The sequence below is a fragment of the Streptomyces sp. NBC_01465 genome, assembly GCF_036227325.1.
GTDB lineage: Bacteria > Actinomycetota > Actinomycetes > Streptomycetales > Streptomycetaceae > Streptomyces.
In genome coordinates this window covers 759036-782791 of the sequence record NZ_CP109467.1, presented here as the reverse complement: position 1 = coordinate 782791, position 23756 = coordinate 759036, and the positions used below count along the sequence as shown (strand labels likewise).

Annotated in this window: 15 protein-coding genes and 3 rRNA genes; 14 read left to right on the top strand and 4 right to left on the bottom strand. The window is 66.5% G+C overall.

Features of this window, described 5'->3' with window-relative positions:
* Positions 1-34: 34 nt before the first annotated feature.
* The gene (locus OG707_RS03410) at positions 35-451 is read left to right on the top strand and encodes an NUDIX domain-containing protein (protein ID WP_329114164.1); all 417 of its coding nucleotides are present in this window, start codon (positions 35-37) and stop codon (positions 449-451) included.
* Here OG707_RS03410 and OG707_RS03405 read toward each other — a convergent pair.
* Complete coding sequence (locus tag OG707_RS03405; RefSeq protein WP_329114162.1) at positions 448-2796, bottom strand: glycoside hydrolase family 31 protein; 2349 nt, start codon at positions 2794-2796, stop codon at positions 448-450. The genes OG707_RS03410 and OG707_RS03405 overlap by 4 nt on opposite strands.
* A gap of 215 nt (positions 2797-3011) precedes the next feature.
* Here OG707_RS03405 and OG707_RS03400 point away from each other — a divergent pair, with 215 nt between their 5' ends.
* On the top strand, positions 3012-4988 hold the full coding sequence (locus OG707_RS03400) for an acetoacetate--CoA ligase (protein WP_329114160.1): 1977 nt from the start codon (positions 3012-3014) through the stop codon (positions 4986-4988).
* Here the strand turns inward: OG707_RS03400 and OG707_RS03395 are convergent, their stop codons facing one another.
* Positions 4989-6308, bottom strand: a complete 1320-nt coding sequence (locus OG707_RS03395) for an aminotransferase class I/II-fold pyridoxal phosphate-dependent enzyme (protein WP_329114158.1) — start codon at positions 6306-6308, stop codon at positions 4989-4991.
* Positions 6309-6354: 46 nt separating this feature from the next.
* Between OG707_RS03395 and OG707_RS03390 the strand changes: the two genes are divergently transcribed.
* Together OG707_RS03390 and OG707_RS03385 are read left to right on the top strand one after the other, a co-directional pair.
* Positions 6355-7629, top strand: coding sequence for an MFS transporter (locus OG707_RS03390; RefSeq protein ID WP_329114156.1), 1275 nt, complete (start codon positions 6355-6357; stop codon positions 7627-7629).
* Positions 7630-7650: 21 nt separating this feature from the next.
* Positions 7651-8547, top strand: a complete 897-nt coding sequence (locus tag OG707_RS03385) for a hypothetical protein (protein WP_329114154.1) — start codon at positions 7651-7653, stop codon at positions 8545-8547.
* Between the two features lie 55 nt (positions 8548-8602).
* Here the strand turns inward: OG707_RS03385 and ptsP are convergent, their stop codons facing one another.
* Positions 8603-10273, bottom strand: coding sequence for a phosphoenolpyruvate--protein phosphotransferase (ptsP, locus tag OG707_RS03380; RefSeq protein ID WP_329114151.1), 1671 nt, complete (start codon positions 10271-10273; stop codon positions 8603-8605).
* Between the two features lie 77 nt (positions 10274-10350).
* Positions 10351-10800 carry a PTS sugar transporter subunit IIA gene (locus OG707_RS03375; RefSeq protein ID WP_329114150.1) on the bottom strand — a complete coding sequence of 150 codons (450 nt, stop codon included), beginning with the start codon at positions 10798-10800 and terminating at the stop codon, positions 10351-10353.
* A gap of 585 nt (positions 10801-11385) precedes the next feature.
* Here OG707_RS03375 and OG707_RS03370 point away from each other — a divergent pair.
* The 10 genes from OG707_RS03370 to ftsR all read left to right on the top strand — a co-directional run bounded on the left by OG707_RS03370 (position 11386) and on the right by ftsR (position 23726).
* Positions 11386-12911, top strand: a 16S ribosomal RNA gene (locus OG707_RS03370).
* Positions 12912-13215: 304 nt separating this feature from the next.
* A 23S ribosomal RNA gene (locus OG707_RS03365) occupies positions 13216-16341 on the top strand.
* A gap of 77 nt (positions 16342-16418) precedes the next feature.
* A 5S ribosomal RNA gene (gene rrf / locus OG707_RS03360) occupies positions 16419-16535 on the top strand.
* Together the 16S, 23S and 5S rRNA genes form the textbook arrangement of a ribosomal RNA operon.
* A gap of 157 nt (positions 16536-16692) precedes the next feature.
* Complete coding sequence (locus OG707_RS03355) at positions 16693-17301, top strand: CDP-alcohol phosphatidyltransferase family protein (protein ID WP_329114148.1); 609 nt, start codon at positions 16693-16695, stop codon at positions 17299-17301.
* Between the two features lie 115 nt (positions 17302-17416).
* The gene (locus OG707_RS03350; protein ID WP_329114146.1) at positions 17417-19912 is read left to right on the top strand and encodes a mannose-1-phosphate guanyltransferase; all 2496 of its coding nucleotides are present in this window, start codon (positions 17417-17419) and stop codon (positions 19910-19912) included.
* Between the two features lie 96 nt (positions 19913-20008).
* Positions 20009-20917: a DUF881 domain-containing protein gene (locus OG707_RS03345; protein ID WP_329114143.1), complete on the top strand. Its 909-nt coding sequence runs from the start codon at positions 20009-20011 to the stop codon at positions 20915-20917.
* The gene (locus tag OG707_RS03340; RefSeq protein ID WP_031069011.1) at positions 20914-21246 is read left to right on the top strand and encodes a small basic family protein; all 333 of its coding nucleotides are present in this window, start codon (positions 20914-20916) and stop codon (positions 21244-21246) included. The genes OG707_RS03345 and OG707_RS03340 overlap by 4 nt, the downstream gene beginning before the upstream one ends.
* 5 nt (positions 21247-21251) lie before the next feature.
* The gene (locus OG707_RS03335; protein WP_329114141.1) at positions 21252-22031 is read left to right on the top strand and encodes a DUF881 domain-containing protein; all 780 of its coding nucleotides are present in this window, start codon (positions 21252-21254) and stop codon (positions 22029-22031) included.
* Positions 22032-22221: 190 nt separating this feature from the next.
* The gene (locus tag OG707_RS03330; protein ID WP_329114139.1) at positions 22222-22983 is read left to right on the top strand and encodes an FHA domain-containing protein; all 762 of its coding nucleotides are present in this window, start codon (positions 22222-22224) and stop codon (positions 22981-22983) included.
* Between the two features lie 17 nt (positions 22984-23000).
* Complete coding sequence (gene ftsR / locus OG707_RS03325) at positions 23001-23726, top strand: transcriptional regulator FtsR (protein ID WP_329114137.1); 726 nt, start codon at positions 23001-23003, stop codon at positions 23724-23726.
* The last annotated feature ends 30 nt before the right edge of the window (positions 23727-23756 follow it).

Genomic DNA, 23756 nt, shown 5'->3' with positions numbered 1-23756 from the left:
TCGGGGGAAGGGTGATCGGATACAGTCCGCGCCCATGGACTTCCGCAATCCGCTGCCTGTCGCCGTCGCCCTCCAGCCCGTCAGGGACAACGACAGAACGGGGCTCGCCGTCATCACCCGCACCATCGAGCCGCGCATCGGCGGCATCGCGCTCCCCGGCGGCTACATCGACCACCTGGAGGACTGGCGGCACGCGGTCGTACGGGAACTGCGCGAGGAGACCGGCATCGAGGCGGACCAGGACGGCGTACGACTGGCCGACGCGATGAGCGCCCCCGACGGATTTCTCCTGCTCTTCGGCCTCCTCCCCGAGCGCGCCCTGCAGGACCTGCCGCCTTCCGTGCCGACCGACGAGACGGCGGGCTGGCACGTCCTGTACGCCCCGCAGGACCTCGCCTTCCCGCTCCACACGGCAGCCCTGCGGTCGTGGTTCGCAGGCGCGTACGCCTAAATCCCCCTCACCCGCACCGGACGACCCGGCTCCACCGCACCCCCGTCGACGATCTGCTCCACCACCACCCGCCCCCTCACCAGCTTGGTGGTGAACCGCTCGACCTCCGGCGTCACCCACCCGTCCCCGGCGTCCCCCACGACGACCCCGCCCCCGGTGCGCCCCGCCGCCGGAGCCCACACCTCCAGCTCAAGACCACCGTCCGCGCCCCGTACGGGAATCACCGAACCGGCCCTCGCCAGTACGGGGATACGGGACAGCGGCGCATCCAGCAGCACCTGCCCGGGCCCCTCGTGCGCCTGCCCCGTCACCGTGTCGTACCACCGCCCCCGCGGCAGCCGCACCGCCCGCCGGTCGCCCCCGCGCTCGAACACCGGCGCCACCAGCAGCGCATCCCCGAGGAGGAAGGCGTCCTCGCAGTCCCGCAGCGCCCGGTCGGCCGAGGAACCCCACCACAGCGGCCGCACATAGGGAGCCCCGGTCAGCCGGGCCAGCTGCGCCAGTGTCATGAAGTACGGCCGCAGCCGTTCGCGCTCCTCCAGCGCGGCGCGCGCATGCTCAAGGACCTGAGGTCCGAACTCCCAGGGCTCCCGCCGCCCCGCCCAGATCGCCGCATGCGTACGGAACAGCGGCAGATACGCCCCGAGTTGGAGCCATCGCAGATACAGCTCCGGTGACGGCCGCCCGTCGAAGCCGCCCACATCGGGACCCGAGTACGGCACCCCGCACAGCCCGAGCCCCATCACCAGCGACAGCGAGGCGCGCAGCCCGGGCCACCCCGTCGTCACGTCCCCCGACCAGGTCCCGCCGTACCGCTGCATCCCCGCCCACCCGGACCGCGAGAACAGAAAGGGCCGCTCGTCGGGCCGGAGCCTCAGCAGACCCTCGTAGCCGGCCCTCGCCATCGTCAGCCCGTACACATTGTGGGCCTCGCGATGGTCCCCGCCCCGCCCCTCCAGGTCGTGCCGCGACGACCTGGGCAGCGTCGGATCCCCGAACGGGGCAAAGGATGCAGGCTCGTTCATGTCGTGCCACACCCCGGAGAACCCCTGCGCGAGCCGCTCCTCGTACAGTCCGCCCCACCACTCCCGCACTCGGGGAGCAGTGAAGTCGGGGAAGACGCACTCACCCGGCCAGACGACGCCGCGCGCCGGCCGCCCCCGTGCGTCCCGTACGAACGCGTCGACGGAAACCCCGCTGTCGTACACGGCGTTCCCCGCCTCCGCCCTCACCGCCGGATCGACGATCGACACGAGCCGCACCCCGTCCGCGCGCAGATCCTTGGCAAGCCCCGGCAGATCGGGAAAGTTCGCCCGGTCCACGGTGAAGACTTGGTGCCGGTCGTAGTGATCGATGTCCAAATGCAGAGCGGACAGCGGCAGATCCCGCTCCCGGTAGCCCGCCACGATCCGCCGCACCTCGTGCTCGCTGCCGAACCCCCACCGCGCGTGCTGCGTTCCGAGCGCCCACGACGGCGGCAGCGCGGGTGCACCCGTGAGCGCCGTCCACCCCTGCAGCACCCGCGCGGGCGTGCCCGCGACCACCCAGCAGCGCAGCGGCCCGCCCCCCATCCGCATCTCACTGGTGCCCGGCCTGTCGTGCCCGGACCCCTCGCCCTCCTCGCCCTCGGAGAGCACCACCTTCCCCTCCCACGTGGTGTCGTAGAAGGCCAGATGGGTCCCCGCATCGGCCACCACCAGCTGTACGGGCATGGTGATGTACAGCGGATCGTCGCCCCGGTCGAAGCCCCCGCGCGGATCGGTGTTCCACAAGGCATACGTACCGTCCCGCAGCCGGGGCCCCGCGCCCCGTCCGCCCAGACCGAAGAACCGTGCGTCCGCGGGCACTTCGGTCCGCTGCACCCACCGCGACTGCCCTCCGCCGGCCGGCTCCCACCAGCGCGGCGGCAGCTCCCGCCGCAGGACGACACCGCCGGGAGTCGTCAGCTCGACGGCCCCGTGCCGCGACACGGCGACCGTCAGCCGCTCCGAGACCACCCGCCAGCCGCCGTTCTTGTCCGGTTCGAGGAAGGCGCGCGCATCGGGCTCGGGCGCGTCCCCGTCGATCGCGTACGAGGGCAGCGGCCCGGCCCCGTCCCATCCCCAGAAGACCGCGCCCCCCGCGGCGACCGTGACCTGCAGCTCGGAGCGCGCGAACCGCACCACCCCGCCCCCCGGCCGCGGCTCCACACCGGTCAGCACGCCCGGCACGCGCGCCCGCTCGGCCCCGCGCGGCGGCAGCTCCCTGGCATCCGTACGCTGCCGCCGCCACGCGGAGCGCACGGCGCGCAGCCCCTGCACCGTTCCGACTGCCTTCACCGAGCGCACCAGGTCAGAGACGTCCATGCCGTTCACCCTGCCACCGACCACCGGCGCTGTGGGGGCCGTTCAACTTCCGTTCACCCGTGGTGGCACCACATCGCCGTACGCCCCACTATGGGCGGAACACCCTGGTGCAGAAGACGATCACATGGCATCGTCCCTGACAGCCGCGTCACGCGCACACCCCAGCACGTGCGCGCGACCCACGCAGACCACGCGTACAGCCCGGGAGCCGCCCCATGACCTCGACCCACGACGCCCCGCTCTGGCAGCCCAGCCAGGAGCGCATCGACGGCGCCACGATCACCCGCTTCCAGTCCTGGGCGGCAGAGCACCACGGCGCCCCGGCCGACGGCGGCTACGAAGCCCTCCACCGCTGGTCGGTCGAGAGCCTGGACACGTTCTGGCAGGCCGTGGCGGAGTGGTTCGAGATCCGCTTCTCGACCCCGTACGACGAAGTCCTCGCCGACCGCTCCATGCCCGGCGCCCAGTGGTTCCCCGGCGCCACCCTCAACTACGCGGAACACGCCCTGCGCACCGCCGAAGACCCCTCGCGCGCGGACGAACCGGCCCTCCTCCACGTCGACGAGACGCACGAGGTACAGCCCGTCAGCTGGTCCGAACTCCGCCGCCAGACAGGAGCGCTCGCCGCCCGTCTCCGCGCCCTCGGCGTACGCCCGGGAGACCGCGTCAGCGGCTACCTCCCCAACATCCCCCAGGCCGTCACCGCCCTCCTCGCCACCGCGGCGGTCGGCGCCGTCTGGACCTCCTGCGCCCCCGACTTCGGCGCCCGCTCGGTCCTCGACCGCTTCCAACAGGTCGAGCCCGTCGTGCTGTTCACCGTCGACGGCTACCGCTACGGCGGAAAGTCCCACGACCGTACGGAAACCGTCGCCGAACTCCGCCGCGAGCTCCCCACCCTCAACGCCGTGATCCACATCCCGCTCCTCGGCACCGAGGCCCCCGAGGGCGCCCTCGACTGGTCCGAAGCAACAGCCGGCACAGCGGACCCCGTCTTCCAGCAGGTCCCCTTCGACCACCCCCTCTGGGTCCTCTACTCCTCGGGCACCACGGGCCTCCCCAAGGCGATCGTCCAGTCCCAGGGCGGCATCCTGATCGAGCACTTCAAGCAGATCGGCCTGCACTGCGACCTCGGCCCCGGCGACCGCTTCTTCTGGTACACCTCCACCGGCTGGATGATGTGGAACTTCCTCGTCTCCGGCCTGCTCACGGGCACCACGATCGTCCTGTACGACGGCAGCCCCGGCTTCCCCGACACCGGCGCCCAGTGGAAGGTCGCGGAGCGCACCCGCGCCACCGTCTTCGGGACCTCCGCCGCGTACGTCATGGCCTGCCGCAAGGCCGACATCCACCCGGCCCGCGACTACGACCTCTCCACGGTCAAGTGCATCGCCACCACAGGATCCCCGCTCCCGCCCGACGGATTCCGCTGGCTCCACGAGGCGGCGGGCGACGATGTCTGGATCGCCTCGGTCAGCGGCGGCACCGACGTCTGCAGCTGCTTCGCCGGCGCGGTCCCCACCCTCCCGGTCCACATCGGCGAACTCCAGGCGGCCTGCCTGGGAACGGACCTCCAGGCCTGGGACCCCCAGGGCAAGCCCCTTACAGGCGAAGTCGGCGAACTGGTCGTCACCGCCCCCATGCCCTCCATGCCGATCCGCTTCTGGAACGACCCCGACGGCAGCCGCTACCACGACAGTTACTTCGACACCTATCCCGGCGTCTGGCGCCACGGCGACTGGATCACGATCACGGACCACAACTCCGTGGTCATCCACGGCCGTTCGGACTCCACCCTCAACCGCCAGGGTGTCCGCATGGGTTCATCGGACATCTACGAAGCGGTCGAATGCCTCCCAGAAATCAAGGAATCCCTCGTCATCGGCCTGGAGGAACCGGACGGGGGCTACTGGATGCCGCTCTTCGTCCACCTCGCCGAAGGTGCCACGCTCGACGACTCCCTGCGCACCCGCATCATCAGCACCATCCGCACCCAGCTCTCGCCCCGCCACGTCCCCGACGACATCATCGAAGTCGCCGGAGTCCCGCACACCCTCACCGGCAAGCGCATCGAGGTCCCGGTCAAGCGCCTCCTCCAGGGCACCCCCCTCGCGAAGGCGGTCAACCCGGGCTCGGTCGACAACCTCGACCTGCTCCGCTTCTACGAGACCCTGGCCCGCGACCGCCGCAGCTGATCAACCCCCGTACGTGGCCTCGGACTCACCCAGCACCTCCGCGAAGTCCGAGGCCAGCCGCACCGCGTCGGCCGTCTCCAGGGTGGCCGTCGTGATCCGTACAGCAGTGGGCGTGGCGATACGGAACCTCGCACCGGCCGCAACCCACCACCCCCGCGACCGCAGCCCGTTGACGACGGCGGACTCGTCCCGCACCGGCACCCACACATTCAGCCCGCTCGCCCCGTGCGCCCCGATCCCGCGCCCCCCGAGCTCCCTGATCAGAGCCTCGCGGCGCTCGGTATACACAACCTCCGCACGCCCGACCAGCGCCCGCGCCCGGGCATCGGACATGGTCCGCTCCACGGTCTCCTGCAGTACGTGACTGACCCACCCCGAGGTGAGCAGCATCCGCCCCTCGTGCCGGGCCAGCGTGGTCGCGTCACAGGCGAGCGCCGCCCACCGCAGATCGATCCCCAGATGCTTCGACACGGTCCGCACCTGAGCCCACCGCGCGAGCCCGCCCGACGCCAGTGAGTACGAAGCGGCCCCCGCGATCTCCGCGTTGTGATCGTCCTCGACGACCAGGACCTCCGAATACGCGCCCAGCACCTCCAGCAGAGCCGCCCGCCGCTCCTCCGAGAAGGCGCCGCCCATCGGACTCTGCCCCCGCGGACTGCACACCAGCGCCCGGGCCCCCGCCCGCAGCGCACCGCGCAACGCCTCGGGCCTGATCCCCTCGTCGTCCACCGCCACCGGAGCCATCCGCAGCCCCAACGCCGGTACGAGATCCAGCAGATGATGGAACCCCGGATCCTCCACGGCCACGGTGTCACCGGGCTTCAGCTCCACCGACAGCAGCCGCGCCATGCAGTCGAGCGCCCCATGCGCAAAGGTCACCTGCCCATCAGGCACCCCGTCCCGCGCGAACCACGCCCGCGCCAACTCCTCAAGACCGGCGAGCCGAGGCGAAGCCCGATGCGAACCATTCACGGGATCCACCCGCTCCGGAGGCAACAGCACCGGCAGGAACGCCGTATCGGGATGCCCGCCCGCAAGATCCCGCACCCCCTGAGGCACCCGCGGCGGCCGCCGGGCCCCCACGGCGGGCGCCTGCGCGACGACCGTCCCGCCGCGCCCGCGCGTCACCACGATCCCGCGCTGACGCAGCTCCTTGTACGCGGTCGCCACCGTCCCCGCGCTGACCCCGAGTTGGTCCGCGAGCCGCCGCACCGGAGGCAGGGCGTCCCCGGGACCGAGCCCGCCCTCGGCCACCACTTGCTCGACCGACGAGGCAATCCCCTTGGCGGTCGTACCACTGATCGCATATTGTGCTGCCACGTAGCAAAGTATGTACCGATACAAAGATGCAAGTCAAGGGGGATCAGTGAGTTTCAGCCGTCGCCGGGCCGCGCTGTACGCAGGGATACCAGGAGGCCGCGACGGCCGCCGCATGCTGTGGATCGCGCTGATCAACAAGGCGGGCACCGGCCTCTGGATGGGCGCGGCCGCCCTCTACTTCACCCTGGTGACCGGCCTCTCCGTCACCCAGGTCGGCCTGCTCATGGGCATCTCGGGAGCCGCCGGCATCGCGGGAGCCCCCCTCGCAGGACACCTCGCCGACCGGTTCCCCGTCACCCGCGTCCTCATCGGTGCCCAACTCCTGCAGGCCGTGGCCCTGTTGGCCCTGCTCACCACGGAATCCTTCTCCCTGCTCCTCCTCTACTCCGCCCTCGCCAGCCTCGCCGACCGCGGCGCCAACGTTCTCACCAAGCTGTACGCCGCCCGGATCGCAGGACCGGACCGCACCCGCTTCCAGGCGGTACAGCGCACCGTCTCCAACGCGGGCTGGGCCATCGGCGGCCTGGCCGGAGCCGGCGCCATCGCCGTCGGCACCCTCCACGCCTACCAGTCCCTGCTCGTCGGCAACGTGCTCAGCTTCATCGCCGCAGCCGTGCTCACGCTCCGCTGCGCCGAACCGCCCTCCCCCTCCCGGGTCGTGGCCGACTCCTCACGGACGGCCCCGGCCACCGCGCCGTCCAACCCCTGGCGCGACCGGACATTCCTCCTCTTCACGGCCACGGAGTCGGCACTCTTCCTCGACGACGCCGTACTCCAGGTCGGCGTCCCCCTGTGGATCGTCCACACCACGGACGTCCCGCACGGCCTGATCCCGCTCCTCATGGTCCTCAACTGCGTACTCGTCGTCCTCTGCCAGGTCCCGCTGTCCCGCTTCGGCGGCACACCGGAGAAGGCCCGCGCCCTCCTGCTCCCGCTCGTCGCCTGCTTCGTCGTCGGCTGCGCCGCCATGACGGCATCGGTCGCGGGCGGCACCGGACTGGCGATCGCCGCCCTCGTCTGCGCGGCCGTCGCCTTCACCTTCGCGGAGATCCTCCACTCCATCGCCTCGTGGGAACTCTCCGTGGCACTCGCCGCCGACGACGCGCAGGGCGCCTATCTCGGAGTCCACGGCCTGTCCTCCTCGGCGCAGCGCAGCGGCGGCCCGCTCCTGGTCACGGCAGTGATCGCCGCAGGCCCCTTCGCGTGGCCACTGCTGGGCGCGGGCGTGGTCGCGACCGTCGCGGCCCAGCGCCGTCTCGTACGCAACCGCCTTCCGCGACCCTCACTGTCAGTGGTGCCGGTTACGGTGAGTGAGCATTGATCGCACCGCCCAGGGGGAGACATGGCGCAGACCGGCACCACGACACAACAATCCAGGTCCATGCGGCGCGCACTGCGGCGTGAAGCGCCGAGCACGGTGGGTCTGCTCGCGGACGAACAGGACTTCGCGGAGATGAGGCGGTACGCCACCTTCGCCTTCGACGACCACCCGACCTATCTGCGTCAGGTCGACGCCCTGCTCAGGGCCCTGACCTCACAAGGCGTCCACACCACGGTCGCCCTCTTCGACCCCGAGGAGTACGAGGACTTCTGCGAGGCCTCCGGACTCGACCCGGACTCGGCCGACAGCCGCACGCGCTACACGGCGGACATCGCGGCGGCCGGCGCCTCCGTCCCGTACAGCGGCCAGCCCATCGAACGGCTCGTCCCCGAGCTCATCAACGAAGCGGTGAACCAGGCGACTTGGGAGTACGCGACGATGCTCCTGGCCGGACTGGGGGAGTGCGCCGACTGCGGCGAGGACATCGGCCAGTCGGCCTTCGCCCGCGCCTCCCGCACGCTGCTGCACCTGCTCGACAGCGCGGGCTCCGGCATCCACCACCTCGTCTGCAGCGTCCCCACGGAGGACGAACCGCTCCTGGCGGTGCTCCACGCGGAACGTCCACCGGGAGAACCGGCCCGGCTGGACCAGGCGGAGGGAGCCGCATTCCTCACGGTCCTTGCGGCAGGCATCGCCATCGAGAGCCCGGGCGGTCTGGTACTCCGTACGAGCGCCCCGTCACAACCGGACCGGGTCCACGGCTGGAAGCTCGACCGCGGCAACCTGGCACCCCTCACCGCCGGCGAGGTCTTCAACGCGTACTGCACCGACGCGGAGACAGGTGAACCGGTGGCGCCCGAATCGGGCGTCGAATACTGCGCGGGCTTCCCGCTCCCCGAGGAGGAATCCCACCACTGAAAAAGCCTGAGGGGCTTTCCACCGCACGCGGTGGAAAGCCCCTCGGACCCAACCTCTACTCGCCGGACAGAACCGCCTGCGCGGCGACACGCGCCTCTTCGGCGGAGTCCGCGGCACGGGCGGCGGCCGCGGCACGCTCGCACTGGGCGAGCGTGTACTTGGCGAGCGTCGCCCGCACGTACGGAATCGAAGCCGCACCCATGGAAAGGCTGGTGACACCGAGCCCCGTCAGCACACAGGCGAGCAGCGGGTCGGAGGCGGCCTCGCCACACACACCACAGCTCTTGCCCTCGGCCGAAGCGGCCTCGGCCGACATCGCGATCAGGTCCAGCAGCGCAGGCTGCCACGGGTCCTGCAGCCGCGACACCGCACCGACCTGGCGGTCGGCGGCGAAGGCGTACTGCGCGAGGTCATTGGTCCCCAGGGACAGGAACTCGACCTCCTGCAGGATCGACCGCGCCCGCAGAGCGGCAGACGGAATCTCGACCATCGCACCGAACTTCGCCTGGAGCCCGGCCTCGCGGCACGCGTCGGCGAACGCCTTGGCGTCGGTCCGGTCGGCCACCATCGGCGCCATGACCTCGAGGTACACGGGCAGCCCCTCGGCCGCCTTGGCCAGCGCGGTGAGCTGAGTGCGCAGCACGTCGGGGTGCTCGAGCAGCGAACGCAGCCCGCGCACACCCAGAGCCGGGTTGGGCTCGTCGGCAGGCGTCAGGAAGTCCAGCGGCTTGTCGGCACCCGCATCGAGCACCCGCACGACCACTCGGCCCTCGGGGAAGGCCTCGAGCACCGCACGGTACGAAGCAATCTGCTTCTCCTCCGACGGCGCCTTGGCGGAGTCGTCGAGGAACAGGAACTCGGTACGGAAGAGCCCGACGCCCTCGGCGCCCGCCTCCACGGCCGCAGGCACATCGCCCGGACCACCGACGTTGGCGAGCAGCGGCACCTTGTGACCGTCGGAGGTGGCACCGGGCCCGCTGGAAGCGGCAAGCGCCGCCTTCCGCGCGGCCGCGGAGGCCTCCATCTCGGCGCGCTTCTCGTCGCTCGGCTCGACGAAAATCTCCCCGGTGCTGCCGTCGACGGCAACAACCGTGCCCTCGGCGATCTCACCGGCGCCCGGCAGAGCGACAACGGCGGGAACCCCGAGCGCACGCGCCAGAATGGCGCTGTGGCTGGTAGGCCCGCCCTCCTCCGTCACAAAACCCAGCACCAGCGCGGGGTCGAGCAGAGCGGTGTCGGCGGGAGCGAGGTCCCGCGCGATGAGCACATAAGGCTCGTCGCTGTCCGGCACGCCCGGCATCGGAACACCGAGCAGCCGCGCCACGATCCGGTTCCGTACGTCGTCGAGGTCCGCAACGCGCCCCGCCATGTACTCACCGGCGCCGGCCAGCAGCTCCCGGTAGTGGGAGAACGCGTCGTACACCGCACGCTCAGCGGTGGACCCGACGGCGATCCGCCGGTCGGCGTCGACCATGAGCTCCGGGTCCTGGGCAATCATCGCCTGGGCCTCGAGCACGTGCTGTGCCTCGCCACCGGCCAGATTGCCGCGCGCAATCAGGTCAGCTGCCACAGCTTCCACGGCCTGCCGAGCGCGCCCCTGTTCGCGATCGGCCTCCTCCGCCGGAATCTGCTTGGCCGGCGGCTCCAGAACCGCCGTACCCATGTGCCGAACCTCGCCGATTGCCACACCGTGGCTCACGCCGACGCCTCGCAGCGTTGTCTGCATTTCACCCGTCTCCGATTGTTGCGGCGAACCGTTTCGCCGCGGTGGATGTCCAACGCGCCGTCAGCACGGCGCCGTTGTCACTGCCAGCCGAACAGAACGTCGTCGACCTTGACGTCGCCGTCCTCACGAACGTCGGAGAGGGACTCCGAGGTGGCCTCGAGTGCCACGATCGGGCACACCGGAGACTTGCCCGCAGCCTCGACGGCCGCCGGGTCCCACCGGACGATCTCCTGGCCGCGCGTCACGGTGTCGCCCTTGTTGACGAGCAGCTCGAAGCCCTCGCCGTTGAGCTGAACGGTGTCGATGCCGAGGTGCGTCAGCACACCGTGCCCCTCGCTGTCGACGACGACAAAGGCGTGCGGGTGCAGGGACACGATGATGCCGTCGACCGGAGCCACGGCAGCAGACGGCTCGCGTACGGGGTCGATGGCGGTGCCGGGGCCCACCATCGCGCCCGAGAACACGGGGTCCGGCACTGCGGCGAGTCCGATGGCGCGTCCGGCAAGCGGGGACGTCACGCTGGTCATAGGGAGCCTCCCAGGGGGTGGAGATTCGTGTGCCGCCGTCGCTACCTGTCCAGGACGGCGTACTGTTCAGAAGGGTAAGTCATAAGAAGTCCCGGTTCCGCATGAGAGCGACCGGTTGGCGGACCTAGGGGTGCACCACAAACGATTTGCCTCGTCTGCTGCCACCCTGTACTGTCGTACTCCTGCCTGACCCCAACGCGACTTTGAGTCGGGGGTCGGCGGCCTCTAATAAGCCAAGATCCTAACCCGGATTCCGCTTCTGCATGTCCGCAGAATTGGTGGTCAGGGAGAGCGAAAAGGCCTGATAGAGTGGTGGAACACCGAATGGGAAGCGCCCGGAGGAAAGCCCGAGAGGGTGAGTACAAAGGAAGCGTCCGTTCCTTGAGAACTCAACAGCGTGCCAAAAGTCAACGCCAGATATGTTGATACCCCGGCCCACCTCTGGTGGGTTGGTGGTTCCTTTGAAAAAGACCTTGTCTCTTAACTGAAGGCAAGGCAACACAGCGAGGACGCAGTGAACGGTCGGTCCTATTCCGACATGACCGTTCCGCTCTTCCGATGTGTGATCCCGATTACGGGAAAACATTCACGGAGAGTTTGATCCTGGCTCAGGACGAACGCTGGCGGCGTGCTTAACACATGCAAGTCGAACGATGAAGCCTTTCGGGGTGGATTAGTGGCGAACGGGTGAGTAACACGTGGGCAATCTGCCCTTCACTCTGGGACAAGCCCTGGAAACGGGGTCTAATACCGGATAACACCGGGTTCCGCATGGGACCTGGTTAAAAGCTCCGGCGGTGAAGGATGAGCCCGCGGCCTATCAGCTTGTTGGTGGGGTGATGGCCTACCAAGGCGACGACGGGTAGCCGGCCTGAGAGGGCGACCGGCCACACTGGGACTGAGACACGGCCCAGACTCCTACGGGAGGCAGCAGTGGGGAATATTGCACAATGGGCGAAAGCCTGATGCAGCGACGCCGCGTGAGGGATGACGGCCTTCGGGTTGTAAACCTCTTTCAGCAGGGAAGAAGCGAAAGTGACGGTACCTGCAGAAGAAGCACCGGCTAACTACGTGCCAGCAGCCGCGGTAATACGTAGGGTGCGAGCGTTGTCCGGAATTATTGGGCGTAAAGAGCTCGTAGGCGGCTTGTCACGTCGGTTGTGAAAGCCCGGGGCTTAACCCCGGGTCTGCAGTCGATACGGGCAGGCTAGAGTGTGGTAGGGGAGATCGGAATTCCTGGTGTAGCGGTGAAATGCGCAGATATCAGGAGGAACACCGGTGGCGAAGGCGGATCTCTGGGCCATTACTGACGCTGAGGAGCGAAAGCGTGGGGAGCGAACAGGATTAGATACCCTGGTAGTCCACGCCGTAAACGTTGGGAACTAGGTGTTGGCGACATTCCACGTCGTCGGTGCCGCAGCTAACGCATTAAGTTCCCCGCCTGGGGAGTACGGCCGCAAGGCTAAAACTCAAAGGAATTGACGGGGGCCCGCACAAGCAGCGGAGCATGTGGCTTAATTCGACGCAACGCGAAGAACCTTACCAAGGCTTGACATCGCCCGGAAAGCCGTAGAGATACGGCCCCCCTTGTGGTCGGGTGACAGGTGGTGCATGGCTGTCGTCAGCTCGTGTCGTGAGATGTTGGGTTAAGTCCCGCAACGAGCGCAACCCTTGTTCTGTGTTGCCAGCATGCCCTTCGGGGTGATGGGGACTCACAGGAGACTGCCGGGGTCAACTCGGAGGAAGGTGGGGACGACGTCAAGTCATCATGCCCCTTATGTCTTGGGCTGCACACGTGCTACAATGGCCGGTACAATGAGCTGCGATGCCGCGAGGCGGAGCGAATCTCAAAAAGCCGGTCTCAGTTCGGATTGGGGTCTGCAACTCGACCCCATGAAGTCGGAGTTGCTAGTAATCGCAGATCAGCATTGCTGCGGTGAATACGTTCCCGGGCCTTGTACACACCGCCCGTCACGTCACGAAAGTCGGTAACACCCGAAGCCGGTGGCCCAACCCCTTGTGGGAGGGAGCTGTCGAAGGTGGGACTGGCGATTGGGACGAAGTCGTAACAAGGTAGCCGTACCGGAAGGTGCGGCTGGATCACCTCCTTTCTAAGGAGCACTTCTTGTCAGCCTCGGCTGACCAGAGGCCAGTTCATCAGCGAACGTCTGATGCTGGTTGCTCATGGGTGGAACGTTGACTACTCGGCACGGTCTCTTCAGCACAACAAGTACTGCTTCGGCGTGGAACGTTGAGCGAAGAGGGATCGGGTCGGGCACGCTGTTGGGTATCTGAAGGTACGGGCTGTAAAGCCTTGTGTCTTCGGTTGCTGGCCCCAGTGCACTCGCTGAACTCAGCGGGGTGATGGGTGGTTGGTCGTTGTTTGAGAACTGCACAGTGGACGCGAGCATCTGTGGCCAAGTTTTTAAGGGCGCACGGTGGATGCCTTGGCACCAGGAACCGATGAAGGACGTGGGAGGCCACGATAGTCCCCGGGGAGCCGTCAACCAGGCTTTGATCCGGGGGTTTCCGAATGGGGAAACCCGGCAGTCGTCATGGGCTGTCACCCATACCTGAACACATAGGGTATGTGGAGGGAACGAGGGGAAGTGAAACATCTCAGTACCCTCAGGAAGAGAAAACAACCGTGATTCCGGGAGTAGTGGCGAGCGAAACCGGATGAGGCCAAACCGTATGCGTGTGATACCCGGCAGGGGTTGCGCATGCGGGGTTGTGGGATCTCTCTTTCACAGTCTGCCGGCTGTGAGACGAGTCAGAAACCGTTGATGTAGGCGAAGGACATGCGAAAGGTCCGGCGTAGAGGGTAAGACCCCCGTAGCTGAAACATCAACGGCTCGTTTGAGAGACACCCAAGTAGCACGGGGCCCGAGAAATCCCGTGTGAATCTGGCGGGACCACCCGCTAAGCCTAAATATTCCCTGGTGACCGATAGCGGATAGTACCGTGAGGGAATGGTGAAAAGTACCGCGGGAGCGGAGTGAAATAGTACCTGAAACCGTGTGCCTACAAGCCGTGGGAGCGTCGCTCATTGAGTTTACTCAATGGGTCGTGACTGCGTGCCTTTTGAAGAATGAGCCTGCGAGTTAGCGGTGTGTAGCGAGGTTAACCCGTGTGGGGAAGCCGTAGCGAAAGCGAGTCCGAATAGGGCGATTGAGTTGCACGCTCTAGACCCGAAGCGGAGTGATCTAGCCATGGGCAGGTTGAAGCGGCTGTAAGAGGTCGTGGAGGACCGAACCCACCAGGGTTGAAAACCTGGGGGATGACCTGTGGTTAGGGGTGAAAGGCCAATCAAACTCCGTGATAGCTGGTTCTCCCCGAAATGCATTTAGGTGCAGCGTCGTGTGTTTCTTGCCGGAGGTAGAGCACTGGATAGGCGATGGGCCCTACCGGGTTACTGACCTTAGCCAAACTCCGAATGCCGGTAAGTGAGAGCACGGCAGTGAGACTGTGGGGGATAAGCTCCATGGTCGAGAGGGAAACAGCCCAGAGCATCGACTAAGGCCCCTAAGCGTACGCTAAGTGGGAAAGGATGTGGAGTCGCAGAGACAACCAGGAGGTTGGCTTAGAAGCAGCCACCCTTGAAAGAGTGCGTAATAGCTCACTGGTCAAGTGATTCCGCGCCGACAATGTAGCGGGGCTCAAGCGTACCGCCGAAGTCGTGTCATTCCAGCACATACCCCCAACGGGGGCTGGGATGGGTAGGGGAGCGTCGTGTGCCGGGTGAAGCCGCGCCGGAAGGCAGTGGTGGACGGTTCACGAGTGAGAATGCAGGCATGAGTAGCGATACACACGTGAGAAACGTGTGCGCCGATTGACTAAGGGTTCCTGGGTCAAGCTGATCTGCCCAGGGTAAGTCGGGACCTAAGGCGAGGCCGACAGGCGTAGTCGATGGACAACCGGTTGATATTCCGGTACCCGCTTTGAAACGCCCAATACTGAGCCCATTAATGCTAAGCCCGTGAAGCCGTCCCGATCTCTTCGGAGTTGAGGGAAGTGGTGGAGCCGGTGACCCAAGGTGGTAGTAGGTAAGCGATGGGGTGACGCAGGAAGGTAGTCCAGCCCGGGCGGTGGTTGTCCCGGGGTAAGGGTGTAGGCCGTGTGATAGGCAAATCCGTCACACATTAAGGCTGAGACCTGATGCCGAGCCGATTGTGGTGAAGTGGATGATCCTATGCTGTCGAGAAAAGCCTCTAGCGAGTTTCATGGCGGCCCGTACCCTAAACCGACTCAGGTGGTCAGGTAGAGAATACCGAGGCGTTCGGGTGAACTATGGTTAAGGAACTCGGCAAAATGCCCCCGTAACTTCGGGAGAAGGGGGGCCATCACCGGTGAAGGAACTTGCTTCCTGAGCTGGGGGTGGCCGCAGAGACCAGCGAGAAGCGACTGTTTACTAAAAACACAGGTCCGTGCGAAGCCGTAAGGCGATGTATACGGACTGACGCCTGCCCGGTGCTGGAACGTTAAGGGGACCGGTTAGTGACCTTTCGGGGTTGCGAAGCTGAGAACTTAAGCGCCAGTAAACGGCGGTGGTAACTATAACCATCCTAAGGTAGCGAAATTCCTTGTCGGGTAAGTTCCGACCTGCACGAATGGCGTAACGACTTCTCGACTGTCTCAACCATAGGCCCGGTGAAATTGCACTACGAGTAAAGATGCTCGTTTCGCGCAGAAGGACGGAAAGACCCCGGGACCTTTACTACAGTTTGATATTGGTGTTCGGTTCGGCTTGTGTAGGATAGGTGGGAGACTTTGAAGCTGTGACGCCAGTCATGGTGGAGTCGCCGTTGAAATACCACTCTGGTCGTGCTGGATGTCTAACCTCGGTCCGTGATCCGGATCAGGGACAGTGTCTGATGGGTAGTTTAACTGGGGCGGTTGCCTCCTAAAGAGTAACGGAGGCGCCCAAAGGTTCCCTCAGCCTGGTTGGCAATCAGGTGTTGAGTGTAAGTGCACAAGGGAGCTTGACTGTGAGACCGACGGGTCGAGCAGGGACGAAAGTCGGGACTAGTGATCCGGCAGTGGCTTGTGGAAGCGCTGTCGCTCAACGGATAAAAGGTACCCCGGGGATAACAGGCTGATCTTCCCCAAGAGTCCATATCGACGGGATGGTTTGGCACCTCGATGTCGGCTCGTCGCATCCTGGGGCTGGAGTCGGTCCCAAGGGTTGGGCTGTTCGCCCATTAAAGCGGTACGCGAGCTGGGTTTAGAACGTCGTGAGACAGTTCGGTCCCTATCCTCTGTGCGCGTAGGAATATTGAGAAGGGCTGTCCCTAGTACGAGAGGACCGGGACGGACGAACCTCTGGTGTGCCAGTTGTCCTGCCAAGGGCATGGCTGGTTGGCTACGTTCGGAAAGGATAACCGCTGAAAGCATCTAAGCGGGAAGCCTGCTTCGAGATGAGTATTCCCACCCCCTTTGAGGGGTTAAGGCTCCCAGTAGACGACTGGGTTGATAGGCCAGATGTGGAAGCCCGGTAACGGGTGGAGCTGACTGGTACTAATAGGCCGAGGGCTTGTCCTCAGTTGCTCGCGTCCACTGTGTTAGTTCTGAAATAACGAACAACCGTGTCCATATCCGGTGGTTCAATTTCATAGTGTTTCGGTGGTCATAGCGTTAGGGAAACGCCCGGTTACATTCCGAACCCGGAAGCTAAGCCTTTCAGCGCCGATGGTACTGCAGGGGGGACCCTGTGGGAGAGTAGGACGCCGCCGAACTTCTTTTAGATGGGAAACCCCCGCACCTTTTGGTGCGGGGGTTTTCTGCGTTCCGGGGCCGGTGCCGGCCGGTGGGAACCCCCTGTGTACCTGTCGGCCGCGGCTGAGGGTAAGGTCAGGGGGCATCGTTGGCACGTTCCTCACAGGAGGCCCCCGGGTGGAGGTCCAGGAGACCCGAGTTCAGACGGACCGGGTCCTCACCATCCCCAACATCCTCAGCATGGCTCGCCTTCTTGGCGTGCCCGTCTTCCTGTGGCTGATTCTCCGCCCTGAGTTCGGCGGGCCGAAGAGTGACGGCTGGGCATTGCTCGTACTGATGCTCAGCGGCATCAGCGACTACCTGGACGGGAAGCTGGCCAGGCGGTGGAACCAGATCAGCAACCTGGGGCGCCTTCTCGACCCCGCTGCGGACCGGCTCTACATTCTCTCCACTCTGGTCGGTCTGACCTGGCGCGACATCCTGCCACTCTGGCTGACCGGTGCGCTATTGGCTCGTGAGCTGATGCTTCTGGTGATGGTGGGAATCCTCCGGAGGCACGGCTATCCGCCGCCGCAGGTGAACTTCCTGGGCAAGGCGGCCACCTTCAACCTGATGTATGCCTTCCCGTTGCTCCTGCTCAGCGACGGTCATGGGTGGCTGGCGTCCCTCGGGGCAGTTTTCGGATGGGCGTTCGCTATTTGGGGTACAACTCTGTATTGGTGGGCAGGGATCCTCTACGTAGTACAGGTCCGCCGGCTTGTCAGGGCGGACGCAGTAGCCGATTGAGCTCGTCGATGCGGTGCCGTGCGGTGTTGCCGGTGTGCGCATGATGCCTGAGAGGCTCTTCAGGACGGGTGAAGTCGGCTGACCCCCGTCGTCTCTCTAGGAGGACGCTTCCGACATGAAAGCCGTCGTGATGGCTGGTGGCGAAGGCACTCGCCTTCGCCCAATGACCTCGAGCATGCCCAAGCCGCTCCTGCCGGTGGCCAATCGGCCGATCATGGAGCATGTGCTGCGTCTGCTCAAGCGGCATGGGCTCAACGAGACCGTCGTAACCGTGCAGTTCCTCGCCTCGCTCGTGAAGAACTACTTCGGCGACGGCGAAGAGCTCGGGATGGAGCTCACCTATGCCAATGAGGAGAAGCCACTCGGCACTGCCGGCAGCGTGAAGAACGCCGAGGAGGCGCTGAAGGACGACACTTTTCTCGTCATCTCCGGTGATGCGCTCACCGATTTTGATCTGACCGATCTCATTGCTTTCCACAAGGAAAAGGGCGGACTCGTCACCGTCTGCCTGACACGGGTACCTAATCCGCTGGAATTCGGTATCACCATCGTCGACGAGGATGGCAAGGTCGAGCGTTTCCTGGAGAAGCCCACCTGGGGCCAGGTCTTCTCGGACACCGTGAACACGGGCATCTACGTCATGGAGCCCGAGGTCTTCGACTACGTCGAGGCCGATGCGTCCGTCGACTGGTCCGGCGATGTCTTTCCGCAGCTCATGAAGGAAGGCAAGCCGATCTACGGCTATGTCGCCGAGGGCTACTGGGAGGACGTGGGAACGCACGAGAGTTACGTCAAGGCTCAGGCCGACGTTCTCGAGGGCAAGGTCGACGTCGACATCGACGGCTTTGAGATCTCGCCGGGCGTCTGGGTCGCCGAGGGTGCGGAGGTCCACCCGGATGCCGTGCTGCGCGGTCCGCTGTACATCGGTGATTACGCCAAGGTCGAGGCCGACGTGGAGATCCGCGAGCACACGGTCGTCGGTTCCAACGTCGTGGTGAAGAGCGGGGCCTTTCTGCACAAGGCCGTGGTTCACGACAACGTCTACATCGGTCAGCACTGCAATCTGCGTGGCTGTGTGATCGGCAAGAACACCGACATCATGCGTGCGGCCCGGATCGAGGACGGCGCCGTCATCGGCGACGAATGCCTGGTCGGCGAGGAATCGATTGTTCAGGGCAATGTGCGGGTCTACCCGTTCAAGACCATCGAGGCCGGCGCCTTCGTCAACACGTCCGTCATCTGGGAGTCCCGGGGACAGGCGCATCTGTTCGGCGCTCGTGGAGTCTCCGGGATCCTCAATGTGGAGATCACGCCGGAGCTGGCGGTACGGCTGGCCGGCGCCTACGCGACTACGCTGAAGAAGGGGTCCACCGTCACCACGGCGCGCGACCACTCGCGCGGTGCGCGTGCGCTGAAGCGGGCCGTGATCTCGGCGCTGCAGGCGAGCGCGATCGACGTACGCGATCTGGAGAACGTACCCCTGCCGGTGGCGCGGCAGCAGACGGCGCGGGGCAGCGCCGGGGGAATCATGATCCGGACCTCTCCCGGTGTACCCGACTCCGTCGACATCATGTTCTTCGACGAACGGGGAGCCGATCTCTCGCAGGGGGGCCAGCGCAAGCTGGACCGGGTGTACGCGCGGCAGGAGTACCGGCGTGCGTTTCCCGGGGAGATCGGGGATCTGCACTTCCCGTCCAGCGTCTTCGACTCGTACACCGGTTCCCTGCTCCGTGATGTGGACACCACGGGCATTGCCGAGGCCGGGCTGAAAGTGGTCGTCGATGCGTCCAACGGCAGCGCGGGTCTGGTTCTGCCCAGCCTGCTGGGGCGGCTGGGCGTCGACGCGCTGACCATCAATCCGGGTCTCGACGAGTCCAGGCCGACGGAGACGGCCGACACCAGGCGATCCGGGCTGGTGAGACTCGGGGAGATCGTCGCCTCGGCCCGGGCCGCGTTCGGGGTGCGGTTCGACCCGGTGGGCGAGCGCCTGTCCCTGGTGGACGAGCGAGGGCGGATCGTGGAGGACGACCGGGCCCTTCTCGTGATGCTCGACCTCGTCGCGGCCGAGCGGCGCAGCGGGCGAGTGGCGCTGCCGGTCACCACCACGCGGATCGCCGAGCAGGTTGCGGCGTATCACGGGACACAGGTGGAGTGGACCACCACGTCACCGGACGATCTGACCCGGGTGGGCCGCGAGGAGACGACCATCTTCGGTGGGGACGGGCGTGGCGGCTTCATCATTCCGGAGTTCAGCAGTGTCTTCGACGGCTCGGCCGCGTTTGTCAGGCTGATCGGTCTGGTGGCCCGTACGCAGCTCACCCTGAGCCAGATCGACGCACGGATTCCGCGTGCGCATGTGCTCCGCAGGGATCTTGCCACTCCGTGGGCGGTCAAGGGGCTCGTCATGCGCCGCGTGGTGGAGGCTGCCTCCGACCGGTCCGTGGACACGACCGACGGCGTGCGGGTGGTGGAGACGGATGGCCGCTGGGTGATGGTGCTGCCCGATCCGGCGGAAGCCGTCACTCATCTGTGGGCCGAAGGGCCGGACGATGCCTCCGCCCAGGCGCTGCTCGACGAGTGGTCGGCGGTCGTCGACAGCGCAGGTCACTAGGCGATGGCGGTGTGCCGGACGGTGTAGGCGTACACCGTCCGGCACACCGGTGGGGCCATTCGGTACCTGACGCTCCGACGTGCGACGATGTGCGGCATGCCGCAGCAGCCCCCCATTCGGAGCACAAGCACTCCGCCCGCACGCCCCGATGCGTCGATGTCGCTGCTGACCAACGTGATGGACCACAGCCTGGACGACGGGTATGCGGAGGCGACGGCCCGGCAGGCAGCCGAGGGCCGTGCGGGGATGCCCCGAACTCTGCGCGCAAAGCTGGGACTTGCCGCCGGACTGGTACTTGCCGCAGCGGTCGTCACCGTGGGCGCGGCACAGGCCCGGGTCACCGCCCCGGTAGTGGCAAAGGAACGCCAGGAGCTCATCGACCGGGTCGAGTCGGAGACCTCGGCGGCCGACAAGGCGCAGGAGAAGGTGGACGCTCTCCGGGACGAGGTGAGCGAGCGCCAGCGCAAGGCCCTTGAACAGCACGGCGGGGACCAGGGCGAACTGGTGGCCCTGCTCTCCGGCGCCACGGAGGTGCACGGGCCGGGTGTGAAGCTTGTCGTGGACGACGCGAAGGACACCGACCAGGGCGGCGGCGGACCGCGCGAGAGCACCGGCTTCTCCGACACCGGCCGCGTACGGGACAGGGACATGCAGCGGGTCGTCAACGGTCTGTGGCAGTCCGGTGCCGAGGCGATCGCCATCAACGGGCAGCGTCTGACGGCGCTCTCGGCGATCCGGGCGGCGGGCGACGCCATACTGGTGGACAACAGGCCGCTCGTGCCGCCCTACACGGTGCTCGCGGTGGGGGACGGGAAGCGGCTGAGCACCGCGTTCCAGGACAGTGCCGACGGACAGTACCTGCACGTGCTGCAGGAGAACTACTCGATCCGCAGCAGCATTTCCGACCAGGACGAGGTGCGGCTGCCTGCCGCCCCGAGCCTGATCGTACGTACAGCACAGCCAGCGGCCGCCGCGTCGGCCAACACAGGGAAGGGCACATCGTGATCGCCGTACTGGGCCTCGTGGTGGGAGTCGTGGTCGGACTGTTTGTCCGGCCCGAGGTGCCGGCGGTGGTCGAGCCCTATCTGCCGATCGCGGTCGTGGCCGCGCTGGACGCGGTGTTCGGGGGCCTGAGGGCCATGCTCGACGGCATCTTCGTCGACAAGGTCTTCGTCGTCTCCTTCCTCTCGAACGTCGTGGTCGCGGCGCTGATCGTGTTCCTGGGCGACAAGCTGGGCGTCGGCGCGCAGCTGTCCACGGGCGTCGTGGTCGTGCTGGGCATCAGGATCTTCTCGAACGCCGCGGCCATCCGCCGGCACGTCTTCCGGGCTTGAGGCCGATGAGCAACGAAGAGCTTCCCGAAGAGGGACGGACCGAAGAAGAGCGGACCGAACCGGTTCAGCAGACGGGCCGGCAGCGGCTGGCCGCGGGGCTGTGGCCGCCGCGGCTCACGCGTGCACAACTCATCGTCGCTGTCCTGCTGTTCGTACTCGGTCTCGGACTCGCCATTCAGGTCCGTTCCACGAGCGACAACAGTGCGCTGCGAGGTGCCCGCCAGGAGGACCTGGTGCGCATCCTCGACGAACTCGACAACAGGACCCAGCGGCTCGAGGACGAGAAGCAGCGCCTCGAGGGTCAGCGGACCGAGCTGGAGAGCAGCTCGGACCAGGCGGAAGAGGCGCGGAAGCAGACGCAGGAGAAGGCGCGCCAGCTCGGCATCCTGGCGGGGACGGTGGCGGCACAAGGCCCCGGGATCACTCTGACGATCCAGGACCCGCACAAGGCGGTGCAGGCCGACATGCTGCTCGACACCATCCAGGAGTTGCGTGCGGCAGGCGCGGAGGCCATCCAGATCAATGACGTCAGGGTGGTGGGGGACACCTACTTCTCGGACGACGACGGCATCCGGGTGGACAGTCAGAAGATCAGCGCGCCGTACACCTTCAAGGTGATCGGGAAGCCGGAGGATCTGGAGCCGGCGCTCAACATCCCGGGCGGTGTCGTGCAGACTCTGGAGAAAGAGCAGGCCACCGCCACGGTGACACGAGTTGAGAAGATCGTCGTGGACGCCTTGCGACCGGCGAAGCGGCCTGACTACGCTCAGTCGTCATCGCAGTGAGACGGGGGTGCATGGGGGCCGTGGGACCAGGGCATGAGGTTGCGGGGGGTCGCCGCACCCCAAACAGGGTGCGTGGTGGAAACTGTCGGGTGGATACGCACGTTGTGTGGATGTCAGGTTCGGCAGGTGTGTTCGTTCAGGGTTCGTCCTGCCCCACGGGCGGGTCTGTTTCGGTCAAGGGGAATCGCCCGTGAAGTTGTTTGCGAAGTTGTTCGGCAAGAGCGCACGCGAGGACAGTGGCAACGCCACCGCCCGGCACCGTGCCCCGCGGCATGGCCAGGGTGAGGAGCAGGCAGGGGAACGCCCGCTCTTCCGCGATGAGGTGGCCGGTACCGGCGGCGACATTCCGGGCGCGCCGTCTGTTGACCCTGCCGGTCAAGGCCGCATAGGTTTCGGGGACCCATCGCAGGAGGATTCGTCCATGCCGGTTTGTACGAGGTGCGGGCATCGGAACGCCGAGGCCAGTCGGTTCTGCTCCAACTGTGGCGCTCCGCTGCGGGCGGGGGCGGTGCCCGAGCGGCCTTCGGAAACGACGTCGACCATCTCCATCTCGGGGCTGGAGGCCTACGAGGCGGAGGCGACCGGCCAGACCGCCACTCCGTCGCTGTCGCCCGAGGCCCAGGCCGCGGTCGACGCCCTTCCGCTCGGTTCGGCGCTCCTGGTGGTCCGCCGTGGACCGAACTCGGGCAGCCGCTTCCTGCTCGACGGCGAGCTGACCACGGCCGGCCGTCATCCGCAGAGCGACATCTTCCTCGACGACGTCACGGTGTCGCGCCGCCACGTGGAGTTCCGGCGCAGCGCCGACGGCGGCTTCACTGTCGCGGACGTGGGCAGCCTCAACGGCACCTATGTGAATCGCGAGCGCATCGATTCCGTTGCACTGGCGAATGGTGACGAGGTCCAGATTGGCAAGTACCGGCTGGTCTTCTACGCGAGCCAGCGGGGCGTGTGACCCCCCAGGGAAGGTCCATGCTGCACTCAACGACGGGCGGTGCCGGTGACGGCACCGCCCCTGCGGGCGGCCGTCCGGTGAGTATCGGAACCGTCCTGAACATACTGCGCGAAGAGTTCCCCGAAGTGACGATCTCCAAGATCCGCTTCCTGGAGGCCGAGGGACTCGTCGAACCGCAGCGCACTCCGTCGGGCTACCGCAAGTTCAGCGTGGGCGACGTGGAGCGGCTTGCCCAGGTGCTGCGGATGCAGCGGGACCACTATCTGCCGCTGCGGGTCATCCGCGACCACCTCGATGCGCTGGAACGCGGCGAGCAGGTTCAACTGCCCTCCCCGGACGCCGTGCAGGAGGGTCCCGAGGCGGAGCGTGCCACGGCTGCCCGTATCGGGCGGGACGTGCTTCTCGCCGCTGCCGAGGTCAGCGAGGAGGAGCTCGACGAGTGGGAGTCGTACGGCCTCATCGAGCCCGTGGCCGAGGGTGGCTATGACGCGGAGGCCGTGAATGTGGCGCGACTTGTGGCGGATCTGGGGCGATTCGGCCTCGAGCCCCGTCATCTGCGCGCCATGAAGGCGGCGGCCGACCGTGAGGCCGGGCTGGTGGAGCAGGTGGTCGCACCACTGCGCCGTCACCGCAATCCGCAGACCAGAGCGCATGCCGAGACGACTGCCAGGGAGCTCGCCACGCTGTCCGTCCGGCTCCATGCGGCACTGGTGCAGACGGCTCTCGGCGTCCGGTTGAGCTGAGTATGGGGGAGCCCGACTACCCAAAGGTGC

What these genes read in the sequence shown, in the direction of transcription:
- OG707_RS03335 (WP_329114141.1), top strand. Translation starts at nt 21,252, where the DNA reads ATGAGCAACGAAGAGCTTCCCGAAGAGGGACGGACCGAAGAAGAGCGG.
- OG707_RS03350 (WP_329114146.1), top strand. Translation starts at nt 17,417, where the DNA reads ATGAAAGCCGTCGTGATGGCTGGTGGCGAAGGCACTCGCCTTCGCCCA.
- OG707_RS03405 (WP_329114162.1), bottom strand. Translation starts at nt 2,796, where the DNA reads ATGGACGTCTCTGACCTGGTGCGCTCGGTGAAGGCAGTCGGAACGGTG.
- ptsP (WP_329114151.1), bottom strand. Translation starts at nt 10,273, where the DNA reads ATGCAGACAACGCTGCGAGGCGTCGGCGTGAGCCACGGTGTGGCAATC.
- OG707_RS03400 (WP_329114160.1), top strand. Translation starts at nt 3,012, where the DNA reads ATGACCTCGACCCACGACGCCCCGCTCTGGCAGCCCAGCCAGGAGCGC.
- OG707_RS03385 (WP_329114154.1), top strand. Translation starts at nt 7,651, where the DNA reads ATGGCGCAGACCGGCACCACGACACAACAATCCAGGTCCATGCGGCGC.
- OG707_RS03375 (WP_329114150.1), bottom strand. Translation starts at nt 10,800, where the DNA reads ATGACCAGCGTGACGTCCCCGCTTGCCGGACGCGCCATCGGACTCGCC.
- OG707_RS03345 (WP_329114143.1), top strand. Translation starts at nt 20,009, where the DNA reads ATGCCGCAGCAGCCCCCCATTCGGAGCACAAGCACTCCGCCCGCACGC.
- OG707_RS03410 (WP_329114164.1), top strand. Translation starts at nt 35, where the DNA reads ATGGACTTCCGCAATCCGCTGCCTGTCGCCGTCGCCCTCCAGCCCGTC.
- ftsR (WP_329114137.1), top strand. Translation starts at nt 23,001, where the DNA reads ATGCTGCACTCAACGACGGGCGGTGCCGGTGACGGCACCGCCCCTGCG.